At 71.2% G+C, this 14,684-nt stretch carries 13 protein-coding genes, 1 tRNA gene and 1 rRNA gene; 6 read left to right on the top strand and 9 right to left on the bottom strand.

Features of this window, described 5'->3' with window-relative positions; genetic code table 11:
* Positions 1–37: 37 nt before the first annotated feature.
* Positions 38–652 (bottom strand): 2Fe-2S iron-sulfur cluster-binding protein, encoded by a 615-nt coding sequence (locus EXE50_RS15205; protein WP_137705470.1) that lies wholly within the window; start codon positions 650–652, stop codon positions 38–40.
* A 146-nt stretch (positions 653–798) separates the two neighbouring features.
* Here EXE50_RS15205 and EXE50_RS15200 point away from each other — a divergent pair, with 146 nt between their 5' ends.
* On the top strand, positions 799–1,281 hold the full coding sequence (locus EXE50_RS15200) for an RNA-binding protein (RefSeq protein ID WP_053770232.1): 483 nt from the start codon (positions 799–801) through the stop codon (positions 1,279–1,281).
* A 28-nt stretch (positions 1,282–1,309) separates the two neighbouring features.
* On the opposite strand, the gene EXE50_RS15195 is transcribed toward EXE50_RS15200, so the two are convergent.
* Positions 1,310–1,528, bottom strand: coding sequence for a YgaP-like transmembrane domain (locus EXE50_RS15195; RefSeq protein ID WP_121601029.1), 219 nt, complete (start codon positions 1,526–1,528; stop codon positions 1,310–1,312).
* Between the two features lie 108 nt (positions 1,529–1,636).
* Between EXE50_RS15195 and EXE50_RS15190 the strand changes: the two genes are divergently transcribed.
* Positions 1,637–2,473 (top strand): endonuclease/exonuclease/phosphatase family protein, encoded by an 837-nt coding sequence (locus tag EXE50_RS15190; protein WP_137705469.1) that lies wholly within the window; start codon positions 1,637–1,639, stop codon positions 2,471–2,473.
* 10 nt (positions 2,474–2,483) lie between these two features.
* On the opposite strand, the gene EXE50_RS15185 is transcribed toward EXE50_RS15190, so the two are convergent.
* Positions 2,484–3,224 carry a DUF1028 domain-containing protein gene (locus EXE50_RS15185; RefSeq protein ID WP_053770235.1) on the bottom strand — a complete coding sequence of 247 codons (741 nt, stop codon included), beginning with the start codon at positions 3,222–3,224 and terminating at the stop codon, positions 2,484–2,486.
* A gap of 463 nt (positions 3,225–3,687) precedes the next feature.
* Here EXE50_RS15185 and EXE50_RS15180 point away from each other — a divergent pair, with 463 nt between their 5' ends.
* The 4 genes from EXE50_RS15180 to EXE50_RS15165 are packed head-to-tail and all read left to right on the top strand — an operon-like array spanning position 3,688 to position 11,592.
* A complete protein-coding gene (locus EXE50_RS15180; protein WP_121601031.1) occupies positions 3,688–5,763 on the top strand; it encodes a PrkA family serine protein kinase in 2,076 nt (691 codons plus the stop codon).
* 2 nt (positions 5,764–5,765) lie between these two features.
* Positions 5,766–8,171 carry a kinase anchor protein gene (locus tag EXE50_RS15175; RefSeq protein ID WP_137705468.1) on the top strand — a complete coding sequence of 802 codons (2,406 nt, stop codon included), beginning with the start codon at positions 5,766–5,768 and terminating at the stop codon, positions 8,169–8,171.
* Positions 8,162–9,550, top strand: a complete 1,389-nt coding sequence (locus EXE50_RS15170) for a DUF444 family protein (protein WP_137705467.1) — start codon at positions 8,162–8,164, stop codon at positions 9,548–9,550. Before EXE50_RS15175 ends, EXE50_RS15170 begins: the two co-directional genes overlap by 10 nt.
* Positions 9,547–11,592, top strand: a complete 2,046-nt coding sequence (locus EXE50_RS15165; RefSeq protein WP_137705466.1) for a SpoVR family protein — start codon at positions 9,547–9,549, stop codon at positions 11,590–11,592. The genes EXE50_RS15170 and EXE50_RS15165 overlap by 4 nt, the downstream gene beginning before the upstream one ends.
* Positions 11,593–11,706: 114 nt before the next feature.
* On the opposite strand, the gene EXE50_RS15160 is transcribed toward EXE50_RS15165, so the two are convergent.
* The 6 genes from EXE50_RS15160 to rrf form a co-directional block, all read right to left on the bottom strand.
* On the bottom strand, positions 11,707–12,387 hold the full coding sequence (locus tag EXE50_RS15160; protein ID WP_137705465.1) for an alpha/beta hydrolase: 681 nt from the start codon (positions 12,385–12,387) through the stop codon (positions 11,707–11,709).
* Between the two features lies 1 nt (position 12,388).
* On the bottom strand, positions 12,389–13,003 hold the full coding sequence (locus EXE50_RS15155) for a VOC family protein (RefSeq protein ID WP_137705464.1): 615 nt from the start codon (positions 13,001–13,003) through the stop codon (positions 12,389–12,391).
* A 146-nt stretch (positions 13,004–13,149) separates the two neighbouring features.
* Positions 13,150–13,356 carry a hypothetical protein gene (locus EXE50_RS15150; RefSeq protein WP_137705463.1) on the bottom strand — a complete coding sequence of 69 codons (207 nt, stop codon included), beginning with the start codon at positions 13,354–13,356 and terminating at the stop codon, positions 13,150–13,152.
* 90 nt (positions 13,357–13,446) lie between these two features.
* Positions 13,447–14,271: a hypothetical protein gene (locus tag EXE50_RS15145; RefSeq protein ID WP_137705501.1), complete on the bottom strand. Its 825-nt coding sequence runs from the start codon at positions 14,269–14,271 to the stop codon at positions 13,447–13,449.
* A gap of 94 nt (positions 14,272–14,365) precedes the next feature.
* Positions 14,366–14,441 (bottom strand) — tRNA-Cys (locus EXE50_RS15140).
* Between the two features lie 130 nt (positions 14,442–14,571).
* Positions 14,572–14,684 (bottom strand): 5S ribosomal RNA (rrf, locus tag EXE50_RS15135); the annotation flags it as partial.

Below are 14,684 nucleotides of genomic sequence, written 5' to 3'. Positions count from 1 at the left end.
GGTGAGAGGAGACGGAAGAGAGAGTGCGAGCGCGGTGCTACGGCGCCTCGCCCGTCTCGATGCTGAAGGAGTCGCGGGGGTAAGCGACGCAGGTGAGCGTGTAGCCGTCGTCGATCTCGGCCGCTTCGAGCATCTGCTGGTTGTCGTGCTCGACGAAGTCCTCGGAGGGGCCGTCGGCGATCCGGCCGGCGCAGGAGACGCACTGCCCCTGCCGGCAGGCGTACGGGAGGTCCCAGCCCTCGTCTTCGCCCTGGTCGAGGATGGGCTTGTCGTTGGAGAGTTCGACCGTCTCCCCCTGCTTGACGAACTCGACCTCGAAGTACTCCACCTCGTCTTCGGGGATGTCGCCGGGGCCGGAGCTGACGGTGTCGCCCTCTTCGAGCTCGCCCTCCTCGCCCTCGGCGCCGCCGGCCGGGATGGCTCCGCCGCCGCCACCGCCGCCGACGGCGCGGTTACCCGGCTCCGGGAACTCCGTCTCGGGGACCGCGGACGCGCGGTGTTCGAGGACTTCTTCCGAGATGTCGGTCGTGGGTTCCCACCCCGTCCCCTTCACCGAGGTGACGAGGACCACGAGCAGCGTCGCGACCGCCGCGAGCACGATCGCTGGGGGGTTCACGATCGCCACGAGCACGATCGCCAGTGGGTTGAGCATACGAAGGGATATGGAGAGGTGGTTTAAGGCCGTTTTGATCGGTCCAACGAGTCGAGACCGGCCTCAGGGGCGACAGCGCGAAGCGATCGCCGACCGCCACGGCGGGGAGCGGTCCATTTATCGGCCGAGCGGTCGACGGGACGCGCATGGAAGTGAAATCCCGGCACCACCTCCGAAGCGACGAGATCACGGCGATCCGCGAGGCGGTCGCCGACCACCTCGGGGTCGACATCGAGGGGGACACCTTCGAGTTCGTGGAGTTCGTCGACGCCGGCTACGAACTCGTCTTGGTGGACGGCGACCCCGCCGTCTTCTACGTCGACGACGACGAGCCGTTCCTCACCGTTCGGGGCGCGAACGACTTCGACCCGGAGACCGGCGTCGTCACCGTCGACGCCGGCGCGATCTCCTTCGTCTCCGACGGCGCCGACGTGATGCGCCCGGGCATCGTCGAGGCCGACGAGACGATCCGGGAGGGAGACCTGGTCGTGATCGCCGAGGAGACCCACGGGAAGGTGCTGGCCGTAGGCCGCGCGCTGGCCGACGGCGACGACATGGTCGGCGACAGCGGGAAGGTGGTCCGGTCGATCCACCACGTCGGCGACGACCTCTACGAGTTCTCGGTCTGACCGGCCCGCCCCGCGGGCGGTCGGAGCGTCAGTCGACCGGACAGCGGTCGATCCCGAGCGCCCGGTACAGCAGACACCGGCGGGTGGCACCTTCGACGACCAAGACGACGCCGATCACCCCGAGGCCGACCGCGGAGAAGACCGGGACGCTGACCGCCCCGACGGCGACGGCGACCGCGAGGACCGCGACGGCGACCCCCGCGACGACCCGGACGAGGGCGTCGATCCGACCGACGTTGCGTTCCATACCCGTCCACCGGGCCTCGGCGGCGATAAATGCCCTGTGCTGGTGGGGGCGCCCGCCGGGCGGGACGCTCCCCGCCTTTTAATCGCCCCGCCCGCGAGACCCGAGGTAATGACCGCGATCCGGGTGTTAAGCTACAACGTCCGCTACGCCAACCGGGGCGACCACCACGACGCCTGGCACGACCGCCGGGACGCGGTGGGGCGGCTCGTTCGGTTTCACCGGCCCGACGTCGCCGCCTTCCAGGAGCCGCTGCCCGAGCAGCGGCGCGACCTGCGCGAGCGGCTCCCGGAGTACGAGTTCGTCGGCCGCGGGCGCGAGGCGGACGGCGAGGGCGAGGGGTGCCCCGTCGCGGTGCGGAGCGACCGCTGGGAGGTCGTCGACGACGGGACGTTCTGGCTCTCCGAGACCCCCGACGAGCCGTCGACCGGGTGGGGCGCCTCGCACCCGCGGATCGCGACGTGGGCCCGGGTGCGCGCCGTCGGCGGAGACGCGGCGCTCCGCGTCGTCAACACGCACTTCGACCACGTGAGCGCCCGCGCGCGGCGCGAGTCTGCGCGCCTGCTCCGCGAGCGGCTACCGACGGTAGCGACGGCGGACGAGGGCGGGGCCGACGCGAGGGCGCCGCTCCTCCTCGTCGGCGACCTCAACTGCACGCCGGGCTCCGACCCGCACGGGATCCTCCTCGATGACGAGTCCGGCGTTGAAGACGGCGCTCCGTCGGGCGACGCCCCCTCGCTCCGGGACGCCGCGGCCGAGGCGGACCTCCGACACGGGCCGGAGACGAGCCTCACCGACTTCGCGCGCCTCATCGACGGCCGTCGGATCGACCACGCGCTCGTCTCGCCCGCGGTGTCGGTCGAGGCGTTCGCGACCCTCGCGGACCGGGACGACCGCGGCCGGTACCCCTCCGACCACCTGCCGATCCTCGCGCGGCTGTCGGTGTAGCGAGGGCCCGCTACTCGTCGGCCGCGTCGTCGGCCGCGCCCCCGTCGTCGTCGCTCTCGTCGTCCGCCGCTTCCTCCTCGGCGTACTTCTCTAAGATGGTCTCGTAGCCGCGCTTGGCGGTCTCGTACGTCTCGCGGAGGTCCGCGACCGGCGTCTCGCTCGCGTCGACCCGGAGGTCGTTGTAGTAGGGATCGTCGGCCTCCTCCTCGGTGTTCCGCACGAGCAGCGCCGCGGACTGGACCTCGAGGTCCTCGCGCTTGTCGCCGCCGGCGGCGTGGCCCGCCGCGAGGGCGTCGATCAGGCGCTCGGCGAGCGGCGCGTCGCCGTGCGCGTCGGACTCGTAGGCGGCCGCGGTGTCCGCGATCACGTCCTCGCCCGTCAGGAGGTTGCCCGCGACGGTGTAGTTCTCGCCCTCGCGGTGGCCGTACCAGTCGTTACACTCGTCGCCGGAGAACGCGAACGTCCCGTCGGCGTCGACGCCGTGGAGCTGGCGCTGGGCGCTCCCCTCGTCGGCGTTCAGGAGCGCCTGGAGGGCGTCGTCGACGGCGAGCCCGTCCCCGAGGTACTCGACCCCCTTCCGCCCCAGTTCGACGTTGACGAGCGACTGGGTCGCCACCGCGCCGTCGGACGACGCGAAGGGGCACAGCGTGCCGACGCCCGGCAGCCGAGTGGTCACCGCCACGCCGAACCGGATCTGGTCGTCGCCGCCCTCGTCGGTGTACCGCTCGCGAGCGCAGATGCTGAACGTCACACCGGGTCTGCGGCGGCGACTCGCAAAAGGGTGCCCTCCGGGGCCGATGGTTCCGGTTCTCGGCCGGCGCTCGCGAGCGGCGACCGCGACTGCGACGCGCCCCGCCGCGTCCGGACCGCGCGCGAGGGCTTCGCGGGGGGTCGCGACGCGCCCCCGCCGTCGATCTCACGAGCCGCTGATAAGACCGACTGACGGACCGTCGGCGAACCGGCCGGATCCGACGAGGGCGAGGGCCCCGAACGGATCGCGGCGGGTGTCAACTGGCGACATACTTATCCGTGCCAATCCCTCCCACATATATAGCCTCGGATACGGGCGAGGCGTCCACCGGCACCGACGCGCACTCCGACGACGCGCCGCTCGCGGCTCGACGAGTTGCCGACACGCGCACGGAGAGCCGCTGCTCCGGCCGTCGCGTCGCACGCCGGCGACACCGCCTCGCGGTCCGAGCGAACGTGATACGATGGCAGACCGACACACGCTCGAACGGCTCAGCGAGGAGTACCGGACGGAGGTCCCCGACGACCTCAGAGCGGCGCGCTCGTTCGACTGGTACCTCGACGCGCTGTACGACGACCCCGAGATCGCACGGAACGCACACCAGCGCGTCGCGGACATGTTCGACCACTACGGGACGCACTACGACGAGGAACACGGCGTCGTCGAGTACGCGCTCGCCGCCGAGGACCCGCTCCACGACGGCGAGAACGTCTTCTACGGCCGCGAGGTCCACGAGGCGATCCACGAGTTCGTCAACAAGGTGAAGTCCGGCGCCCGCGGGCTCGGCCCCGAGAAGCGGATCAAACTCCTCTTGGGCCCGGTCGGCTCCGGCAAGTCGCACTTCGACTGGCTGGTGCGCCGCTACTTCGAGGCGTACACCCGCGAGGACGCCGGCCGGATGTACACCTTCCGCTGGGTCGACCTCTGTTCGGTGATCGACGACCAGGACCCGGACGACGACGTGGTCCGCTCGCCGATGAGCCAGGACCCGCTCGTCCTCCTCCCGAAGCCGCAGCGCCAGGCGGTGATCGACGACCTCAACGAGCGGCTCGACGCGCCCTACACGCTGCGGAACGAGCAGCACCCCGACCCGGCCTCGGAGTTCTACCTGAACGAGCTGCTCGCCCACTACGACGACGACCTCCAGCGCGTCCTCGACGAACACGTCGAGGTCGTCCGGCTCGTCGCCGACGAGAACCGCCGGCAGTCCATCGAGACGTTCGAGCCGAAGGACAAGAAGAACCAGGACGAGACCGAGCTCACCGGCGACGTCAACTACGCGAAGCTCGCCGTCTACGGCGAGTCCGACCCGCGCGCGTTCGACTACGCCGGCGCGTTCTGTAACGCGAACCGCGGGCTCTTCTCCGGCGAGGAGCTGTTGAAGCTCCAGCGGGAGTTCCTCTACGACTTCCTCCACGCCTCGCAGGAGTCGACGATCAAGCCGAAGAACAACCCGCGGATCGACATCGACCAGGTGATCGTCGGTCGGACGAACATGCCGGAGTACCGCGAGAAGACCGGCGACGAGAAGATGGAGGCGTTCAACGACCGCACCAAGCGGATCGACTACCCGTACGTGTTAGAGTACGAGAGCGAGGCGAAGATCTACGAGAAGATGCTCGCCAACGCCGACGTGCCCAACGTCAACGTCGAGCCGCACGCCTTGGAGATGGCCGGGCTCTTCGGCGTGCTCACCCGCTTAGAGGAGCCGACCGACGAGACGGTGACCCTCGTCGAGAAGGCGAAGGCGTACAACGGCGAACTGGAAGACGAGGAGATCGACCGGCGGAAGCTCCGCGAGGACGCCGCCGAGTCCGCCGACATCGGCGAGGGGATGGACGGCATCTCCGCGCGGTTCGTCGGCGACGAGATCGCCGAGGCGATCATGGACGCCACCCACCGCGACCGCAGCCACCTCTCGCCGCTGTCCGTCTTCGACCACTTCGAGGCGAACCTCGGCGGCCACGGGTCGATCGCGGCCGAGGACCTCGACCGCTACGAGCGCCTGCTCGACCTGGTCCGCGAGGAGTACCGCGAGCGCGCCATCGAGGACGTGCGCCACGCGCTGGCGTACGACGTCGACGAGCTCCGCCGGCAGGGCGAGAAGTACATGGACCACGTGATGGCGTACATCGACGACGACACCGTCGACGACGAGCTGACGGGCCGGGAGACGGAGCCGGACGAGACGTTCCTGCGCGCCGTCGAAGAGCAGCTCGACGTCCCCTCCGACCGGAAGGACGACTTCCGGCAGGAGGTGTCGAACTGGGTGTCCCGACGCGCCCGCGAGGGCCGCGGGTTCGACCCGCAGGAGAATGACCGGCTCCGCCGGGCCCTCGAACGGAAGCTGTGGGAGGACAAGAAGCACAACATCAACTTCTCGGCGCTGGTGTCCGCGACCGACCTCGACGACGAGGACCGGAGCGCGTGGGTCGACGCCTTGGTTGACCGGGGCTACTCCGAGGACGGCGCCGCGGAGGTGCTGGAGTACGCGGGCGCGGCGGTCGCGCGCTCGGAGATGGCGGACGACGGGGACTGAAAATGAGCGACCGCACCAGATCCGGCGGCGAGCGGTTCCGGAGCGCGGCCGACGAGGCCCTCCGGGGAGCGTACGACCCGCCGATGGACCTCGCGTCCTACGTCGACCGCGTGTTGGAGCACCCGACCGCGGCCGCGTCCGGTGCGGGGTACGTCCTCGCGGCCGTCGAGTCGTACGGGACCCGCGAGGTCCGCGAGCGCGGCGAGACGCTCGACCGATACCGGTTCTTCGACGACCCGGCGAACGACGGCGAACACGCCGTCCTCGGCAACACCCGCGCGCTCAACGGGTTCGTCGACGACCTGCGCGCGGCCGCGACCGGGCGGGGCAACGACGAGACGATAGTCTGGATCGACGGCCCCACCGCGACGGGGAAGTCGGAGTTCAAGCGGTGCCTGGTCAACGGGCTCCGCGCGTTCTCGAAGACGGACGCCGGCCGGCGGTACACCGTCGAGTGGAACGTCTCGGGCGCCGGCGGGGTCGGCGGCGGCGGCGCCGCGTCGCTCTCGTACGGCGACGGCGGCGACGCCGGGGAGTGGTACCGCAGCCCGGTCCAGTCGCACCCGCTGTCGGTGTTCCCCGAGACGGTCCGGGAGTCGATCGCCGACGCGGTCGACGACGACGCCTACCCCGTCGCGGCCGACGTGGAGCTCGACCCGTTCAGCCGCGAGGCGTACGACCACCTGGAGTCGGCCTACCGCGAGCGCGGGCGCCGTGACCTCTTCTCGGCGATCACCGACCGCGACCACCTCCGCGTGACCAGTTACGTGGTCGACGTGGGGCGCGGGATCGGCGTCCTCCACGCCGAGGACGACGGGACGGCGAAAGAGCGGCTCGTCGGTTCGTGGATGGGCGGCATGCTCCGCGAGCTCGACTCCCGCGGGCGGAAGAACCCGCAGGCGTTCAGCTACGACGGCGTCCTCTCGCAGGGGAACGGCGTCGCCACCGTCGTCGAGGACGCGAGCCAGCACGCCGACCTGCTCCGGCGGCTGCTCAACGTCCCCGACGAGCGGCGCGTGAAGCTCGACAAGGGGATCGGGATGGACTTGGACACCCAGCTCGTCGTCATCTCGAACCCCGACCTCGACGCGGAGCTGGACCGCCACGCCGAACGCGGCGACGCCGACCCGCTGAAGGCCCTGAAGCGCCGGCTCTCGAAACACGAGTTCCGGTACCTCACGAACCGCCGGCTGGAGGCGCGGCTGCTCCGCCGCGAGATCGCCGGGGCGACCGCGGTCGAGGAGGCGACCGGCGGCGCCGCCGACCCGTCCGGCGTCGGCCGCGGGGGCGCTCCCGACGAGGGGGCCCGGGACCCGGGGGCGGCGCCGCTGTCGATCGAGGTCCGGGAGGCCGACGGGAGGGCGGTCGAGCGCGAGGTCGCGCCGCACGCGATCGGGGCCGCGGCGCTGTACGCGGTCGTCACGCGCCTCGACGGCGACGACCTCCCCGGCGACCTCGACCTGATCGAGACCGCGACGCTGTACGAGACCGGCGAGGTCCGGCGCGGCGACGACGCGGTGACCGTCGACGACGTCGACCTCGCCGCGGGCGACGGCCGGAACGGGATCCCGGTCACCTACGCCCGCGACGCGGTCGCCGACCTGCTCGCGACGACCGCCGACCGGAGCCACCCCGACCTGCCGGTCGAGCGCGTCGTCACCCCGACGGACGTGCTCGACGCGATGGCGGACGGGCTCGCCGACGCCCCCGTCTTCTCGCGGGCCGAGGCCGCGGAGTTCGAGGGGCGCCGCGGGCCGGTCGCGGCGCGGATCCGCGAGCGGCAGCGCGAGGACGTGATCGACGCGATGCTCGCCGAGGAGACCGTCCCGACCGAGACCGTTGCGGAGTACGTCGAGCATGTGTACGCGTGGGACGAGGCGGACCCGACGGCGCGCGACCGCGAGGACGCGGCGCCGGACCCGCTCGCGATGAAGGTGTTCGAGACGGAGACGCTCGGGCGGTTCGACGAGGGCGATTACCGCGGGACCGAGCCCGGCCGCGACGTCGAGCGCTTCCGGCGCGAGCGGGTGATCCGCGGACTCACGCGGTACGCGTGGCGCAACCGCGGCGAGGAGTTCAGCGTCGACGAGGTCGACCTCGGGGAGGTGCCCGAGCTGAAGGCGGTGATCGACGCGAACGACCTCGCGGACGTGAAGCGGCGGTTCCCGGACCTCGACCCCGCGGCGTGGTCCGACCCGCCCGCCGACACCGAGACCGAGCGGGTGAAGGCCGAGACGATCGACCGCCTGTGCGAGCGCGGGTACAGCCGCGCGTCCGCGGAGCTGGCGAGCCGCGCCGTGATGGCGGACGTGCGCGACGAGTGGCCCGACGTCGACGGCGGGGACGCCGACGGCGAGGCGCCGGACGGCGGCGCCGGCTCCAACGGGGGTGACGACCCGTGGGACTGACCGAGGACCGCGAGCGGTTCCGCGAGGTCGGCGAGACGCGCCGGGAGGACCTCGCGGAGTTCATCGGCCACGGCGACCTCGGCGGCTCCGACGCCGACCGGATCCGGATCCCGATCAAGGTGGTCGACCTCCCGTCGTTCGAGTACGACCAGCGCTCCGCCGGCGGGGTCGGGCAGGGCGGCGACGGCCAGCCGCAGCCCGGCCAGCCGGTCGACCTCGAGCCGGGCGACGGCGACGAGGAGGGCGACCCGGGGGAGGAGGGCGGCGACCACGAGTACTACGAGATGGACCCCGAGGAGTTCGCCCGCGAGCTGGACGAGGCGCTCGGGCTCGACCTCGAACCGAAGGGGAAGCGGGTGGTCGAGGAGGTGGAGGGCGACTTCACCGACACCGCGCGCTCCGGGCCGCGCGGCACCCTCGACGTCGACGAGTTCTTCAAGCGCGGGCTGAAGCGGCACCTCGCGACCGACTTCGACGGCGACTACGTCCGCGAGGGACTGTTCGTCGACGGCGCCGACGTGGACGACGTGTTCGCGTGGGCGCGCGGCGAGGGGATCCCCGTCTCCCGGGCGTGGATCGCCGACGCGGCCGCGACGCTCGCCGAGGAGCGGGGCGAGCCGGTCGCGGCGCTCGACCGCTGGGAGAGCTTCGACGCGCTCGACGAGGCGGTCGACCGCGAGCCGGTCACCCAGCGGATCCGGCGCGAGGGGCTCGACAGCGTCCCGTTCCGCCGAGAGGACGAGCGGTTCCGTCACCCGGAGGTGATCGAGAAGCGCGAGCGCAACGTCGTCGTGATCAACGTCCGCGACGCGTCCGGCTCGATGCGCGAGACGAAACGCGAGCTCGTCGAGCGGGTGTTCACCCCGATGGACTGGTACCTGACCGGGAAGTACGACGCCGCGGAGTTCCGCTACGTCGTCCACGACGCGGAGGCGTGGGAGGTCGACCGCGAGGAGTTCTTCGGGATCCAGTCCGGGGGCGGCACCCGCATCTCCAGCGCGTACGACCTCGTCGAGGAGCTCCTCGAAGAGTACCCGTACAGCGAGTGGAACCGGTACGTGTTCGCCGCGGGCGACTCGGAGAACGCCGGCAGCGACACGACGGAGAACGTGATCCCGGCGATGGAGTCGATCGACGCCAACCTACAGGCGTACGTCGAGACCCAGCCCGGCGACGGCGCCGCGAACGCCCGCCACGCCGACGAGGTCGAGGCCGCGTTCGCCGACGCCGACGACGTGGCCGTCGCGCGCGTCTCGGAGCCGGACGACGTGACGGACGCCATCTACGAGATCCTCAGCACCGAGTCGTCGAGCGACGGCGGCGCGGGCCGCGGCGGGCCCGCCGCCCGCGGGCGGACCGACGGGGGTGACCGGCGATGAGGGACGACCGCGTCGAGGCGAAACGCGAGGCCGCGGCCCTCGACGAGCCCGCCCGGGAGGCCCGCGAGCTGGCGGAGCGGCTCGGACTGGAGCCGTACCCGGTTCGGTACTGGATCGTCGACCACGATCAGATGAACGAGCTGATCGCCTACGGCGGGTTCCAGCGGCGCTACCCGCACTGGCGGTGGGGGATGAACTACGAGCGCCAGCGGAAGAAGGACCGCCACGGCTTGGGGAAGGCGTTCGAGATCGTCAACAACGACGACCCGGCGCACGCCTTCCTCCAGGAGTCGAACTCGGCGGCCGACCAGAAGGCCGTCATCACCCACGTCGAGGCGCACGCCGACTTCTTCGCGAACAACGAGTGGTTCGGGCTCTACGCCGACCGCGGCGACGACGGCCCGAACGCGGCGGCGCGGCTGGAGCGCAACGCGGACCGGATCGCGGCGATCGCGAGGCGGACGGACGTCGACCGCGACGAGGTCGAGCGGCTGATCGACGCCGTGAGCGCCCTGGAAGACACGATCGACCAGCACAGCCCGGTCGACGCCGCCCGCTCCGTGGCGGACCCGGGGATCGCCGCGGACGTGAGCGACGGCGACGAGGACCCGCTCGCGGCGATCGAGGCGCGGATCGACGACCTCGACCTCTCCGAGGAGGTGCGGCGCGACGTGTTCGACGACGAGTGGCTCGAAGCGCGCGGGGAGGGAGTCGAGCCGGAGGCGCCGCGCCCGGACGTGCTCGCGTTCCTGCGCGACCACGGCAAGCGGTACGACCCCGAGAGCGGGAAGGCGGTCGACCGGGAGCCGTGGGAGACGACCGTCATCGACGCGATCCGCGAGGAGGCGTACTACTTCGCCGGACAGAAGCAGACGAAGGTGATGAACGAGGGGTGGGCGACGTACTGGGAGTCGGTGATGATGGGCGGCGAGGGGTTCGCCGGGCCCGACGAGTTCCTGACGTACGCCGACCACATGGCCCGCGTGCTCGGCTCGCCCGGCCTCAACCCCTACAAGCTCGGGTTCGAGCTGTGGACGCACGTCGAGCTGCGGGCCGCGCGTCGCGAGGTGCTCGACAAGCTGCTCCGCGTCGAGGGCGTGACCCCGGAGAACTTCCACTCCCGGATCGACCTCGACGAGGTCGCCGACCTGCTCGAACCCCACCCGGCGATCGCGGGCGCCGGCCCGGCGACGCTGAACGAGTTGGCCGAGATGGCCGCCGACGGCGACCCGCGAGTCGACGGCGAAGCGGTGGACCGGGCGCTGTCCGCCGGCGACGGGCCCGAGGGGATCGACGTCGAGCGGTACCCGTGGAAGCTGCTCACGCGCGAGGGGCTCGCGGAGCGTCACTACGTCCTCTCGCGGCCGGAACACCGGGGCGCGCTCCGCGACGTCTCCCGAGAGGTGCTCGAAGAGCAGGCCCGGTACCTGTTCGACGTCGACCGGTACGAGACGGTGGCCGCCGCGATCGACGACGTCGACCGCGGGGCGGGCTGGGAGCGCATGTTCGAGGTGCGCGAGAGCCACAACGACGTGACGTTCATCGACGCGTTCCTCACCGACGAGTTCGTCCGCGAGGGGAACTACTTCACCTACGAGTACAGCCGGGCCGCCGGGGAGCACCGCGTCGCCAGCGTCGACGCCGACGACGTGCGCAAGAAGCTGCTCCTCCGGTTCACCAACTTCGGGAAGCCGACGATCGTCGTGTTGGACGGGAACTTCCGGAACCGGGGCGAACTGCTCTTGGGGCACCGGTACAACGGCGTCGCGCTCGACGAGGAGCGCGCGAGGGCGACGCTGAAGCGCGTCTTCGAGCTGTGGGGGCGCCCGGTGAACCTCGCGACGATCCGCGTCGAGTACGACGACGGCGAGGTCCGACGCGCCAAGCGGCGCGGCGAGGAGCCCGAGGGCACCGAGGTCGGCGTCCGCTTCCAGTACGACGGCGGCGAGGTGACCGAACACGACCTCGACGGCGAGATCGAGGCGCGGATCGCCGCCGACGAGGCGGACTACGACACGAAGCCCGACGACTGGCTGGCGTGAGCGGGAGAGCCGCCGCGAGCCCCCGCGGATCGGGACCTGTCGGCGGGCCGTTCGCGGCGGCGCTGCCGGCGCTGCGGCCGTCGGTCGCGACGTTTCGTGACGAACGGGGGCGAGCTACGCCAGCGACGCGACCAGCTCCGACACCGCCGCGACCTCGTCGTCGTTGATCCCGTGGCCCATCCCCTCGTAGATCCGCTCGTCGACGTCGGCGCCGAGCGCCTCCAGCACGTCGGTCGTCTCGTGGACCCGCTCCTCGGGGATGTGCGGGTCGACGTCGCTACACCCGACGAACGTCGGGGTGCCGGCGAGGGGGTCGTCGCCCGCCGCGAGGTAGCCGTCGACCGCGACCGTCTCGCCGATCAGCCCGCCGCTGAAGACCGCGAGCCCGCCGTAGCGGGTCGGGTTGCGGGCGACGAACTCGCTCGCGAGGCAGGCGCCCTGCGAGAAGCCGCCGACGAGGACGCGGTCCCGGGCGATCCCGGCGTCGACCGCGCGGTCGACCGCGGCGCCGACCGCTCGCAGCCCGGAGCTCCGCCCGGGCTCGTTGTCGGCGACCGGCGCGAGGAAGGAGTTCGGGTACCAGGTGTTGCCGGCGGCCGCGGGCGCGAGAATCGCCACCTCTCGGTCCCCCGCCAGCCGCTCGCCCAAGTCGACGACGCTGCGGGCGGTCGCGCCGCGGCCGTGGACGAGCACGAGCGCCGCGGCCGCGTCGTCGAGCGACGCGCCGGCCGTGACCAGCGGCTCGTCGCCGTGCGGGTCGTCGCCCGCGTGCGGACCCGGGTCGCGCCCGGTCATCTCAGACCCCCACGCCGGCGTCGGCGTCCGGTAGGTCGTGCTTGTTCACCGGGAGGCCGAGCTCTTCCAGGGCCCCCTCCATGTGACGGTCCTGCGCGAAGTCGGCGTCGTCCTCCTCGCGGAGGCGCTGCGCGGTCGCGAACACCTCTCCCTTCCGGTCGGCCGGGATCTCGTACTTGTCGGCCGACAGCTCGACGACGAGCCCGTTGTTGTCCTGCGTGTAAATCGAGTGGAAGATGCCGCGGTCGAACACGTTGTACCCCTTGCCCGCCTCCTCGAGCGCCGCCATGATGTCCTCGTACTTGTCGGGTTCGACGCTGAAACACAGGTGGTGGACGGCGCCCGTGCTGACGCGCCGGCCGCGCGCGGACGCGCGCTCGTCGCTCACGAACACCGTGAGGATCCGCCCGTCGCCGGTGTCGAAGAACAGGTGCGTCTGCGAGGGGTCGTCGAGGTTCGGCTGCCGCAACACGAGCGGCATCCCGAGCAGGTCGCGGTAGAAGGCGAGGGTGTCCTCCTGGTTGCTCCCCCAGACCGTGATGTGGTCGGTGCCGCTGGTGTGGAACGGTGCGTCCGGGAGTTCCGGCGTGACGGCCGCCGGGTTCTCGTCGCTCATACCGATTAGAAGGCGGCCGAGCCGTATAAAAACGAACGGGACGGGACGGTGACCGGCTGACACCGGTGTTATCCGTCGACCGCCGCGGCGTCAGTCGGCGGACGCACACCCGGCGGGGCGGGACCGTCGACCGCGGCGGCCCGCCGTCACCGCCGCCAGACGGGCGGCGCGACGCCGAGCGCCCGGACCGCGACGGGATACGCGACGGCGATGACGAAGACGACCACCAGCGACGCCGCGAGCCCGACCTCGCCGGCGAGGCGCTCGACGCCGGCCAGCGCGACGAACATGACGATGAACATCACCGCCCAGTGGGGCGCGAGCTGTCGTACCTTCTCCGCTGTCGAAGTCATAGGCCCCGTAGCGGTCCCGCCGAGTAGTGGTTGTCGGTGAAAATGCGGTCGGTAGAACGCGGCCGGAGAAAATCGCCCGTTCGGCGTCGATCAGTACCGCGACGGGATGAAGGCCATCCCGGCGAGCATGATCGACGAGAGCACGGAGAGAACGAGGACGCGCGTGAGACCGCTGTTGTACTGGTTGAACCGTTCTATCTCGGTGACCTGCGCCTGGTACGACTCGACGTCGGTCGTCATCCGAAGCGTCGCGGCGTCGGGGAAGTGCGCGGCGTAGTCGGTGTCGCCGATGGTCACCGTCGACTCCTGGGCGATCTCGACCGTCTCCGTCTCGGTGGTCTCCCACACGAGGACGGCGCCGCCGGCCGTCACCTCGTCGACCGTAACCGTCTGTCCGTCGTATTCGAGCGTATCGCCCGACGCGTGCGTCCGCTCCTCGGGCGCGGGGAAGTACTCGTCGGCGGGCACGAGCGTCCGCTCGCCGCTCTCGTCGGTCACCGCGACGTACTCGCCGTCGTCGAGCGTGACCGTCTCGTTTTCGGCGTCGTCGTCGGCCTCAAGGATCGCCTGTCGGTCGAGCACCTCGACGAGCGTGAACTCTGTGGCGTTCTCTCCGCCGATCTCGACGCGCCACTCGCGGTCGTCGACCGAAACCGTCGACCCGTTCGCCCAGGTTTCGGAGGTCTGCGTCGTGAACTCGCGTTCGAGTGTCCCCGAGATGACCATCTGTCCCGCGTCGTTCTCGCTTTCCGAGATGTCGGCCACCACGTACGACTGGCCGCCGACCTCGATCGACTCATTTTGCGAGGCGTCAATCTCCGGGTTCTCGAAGGCGATTTCGGGACTCTCAGCCGTCGCAGTCAGCGCGCCCGCCACGCCCGCGACACCGAGGAAGAGCGCGACGAACACGGCCACAGCGCGTCGTTGCATAGTTGACGCATGGGTCACCCGGTGTTTAACGGTTACTAAGCGGGGCAGTTTGCGGGCACGACGGAGGCGAAGAAACGGAAGCCAAGGGCCGGATTTGAACCGGCGTTGGGCGGCTCTGCAGGCCGCTGCGTCTGACCGGACTCTGCCACCTTGGCGCCGTCCGAACGTACCGCTGTCGAGCCTTTAACTTTAGCGGTCGGCCACGGGCCTGCGGCTCGTTGGATATGAAGAAAGCCCACGGACGCGTTGTCCGTGGGCTGTGGTGGGAATGTTCCCGTATGAGTGGGCAGGCGGCGACTCGTGGTTCCCAGAGGATCGCTCACTCCAGTACTTCACGATACGCTGGTAGGCTTAACTTCCGTGTTCGGAATGGGTACGGGTGTTTCCCTACCGCTCTG

Source organism: Halorubrum sp. ARQ200 (assembly GCF_005435115.1).
GTDB lineage: Archaea > Halobacteriota > Halobacteria > Halobacteriales > Haloferacaceae > Halorubrum > Halorubrum tropicale.
The sequence above is the reverse complement of the archived record's forward strand: the minus strand, read 5'-3'. Positions and strand labels throughout refer to the sequence as shown.

Bases quoted from the DNA above. Each gene is read 5' to 3' on its own strand.
- EXE50_RS15205 (WP_137705470.1), bottom strand. From the start codon at position 652: ATGCTCAACCCACTGGCGATCGTGCTCGTGGCGATCGTGAACCCCCCA.
- EXE50_RS15200 (WP_053770232.1), top strand. From the start codon at position 799: ATGGAAGTGAAATCCCGGCACCACCTCCGAAGCGACGAGATCACGGCG.
- EXE50_RS15195 (WP_121601029.1), bottom strand. From the start codon at position 1,528: ATGGAACGCAACGTCGGTCGGATCGACGCCCTCGTCCGGGTCGTCGCG.
- EXE50_RS15190 (WP_137705469.1), top strand. From the start codon at position 1,637: ATGACCGCGATCCGGGTGTTAAGCTACAACGTCCGCTACGCCAACCGG.
- EXE50_RS15180 (WP_121601031.1), top strand. From the start codon at position 3,688: ATGGCAGACCGACACACGCTCGAACGGCTCAGCGAGGAGTACCGGACG.
- EXE50_RS15175 (WP_137705468.1), top strand. From the start codon at position 5,766: ATGAGCGACCGCACCAGATCCGGCGGCGAGCGGTTCCGGAGCGCGGCC.
- EXE50_RS15165 (WP_137705466.1), top strand. From the start codon at position 9,547: ATGAGGGACGACCGCGTCGAGGCGAAACGCGAGGCCGCGGCCCTCGAC.
- EXE50_RS15160 (WP_137705465.1), bottom strand. From the start codon at position 12,387: ATGACCGGGCGCGACCCGGGTCCGCACGCGGGCGACGACCCGCACGGC.
- EXE50_RS15155 (WP_137705464.1), bottom strand. From the start codon at position 13,003: ATGAGCGACGAGAACCCGGCGGCCGTCACGCCGGAACTCCCGGACGCA.
- EXE50_RS15150 (WP_137705463.1), bottom strand. From the start codon at position 13,356: ATGACTTCGACAGCGGAGAAGGTACGACAGCTCGCGCCCCACTGGGCG.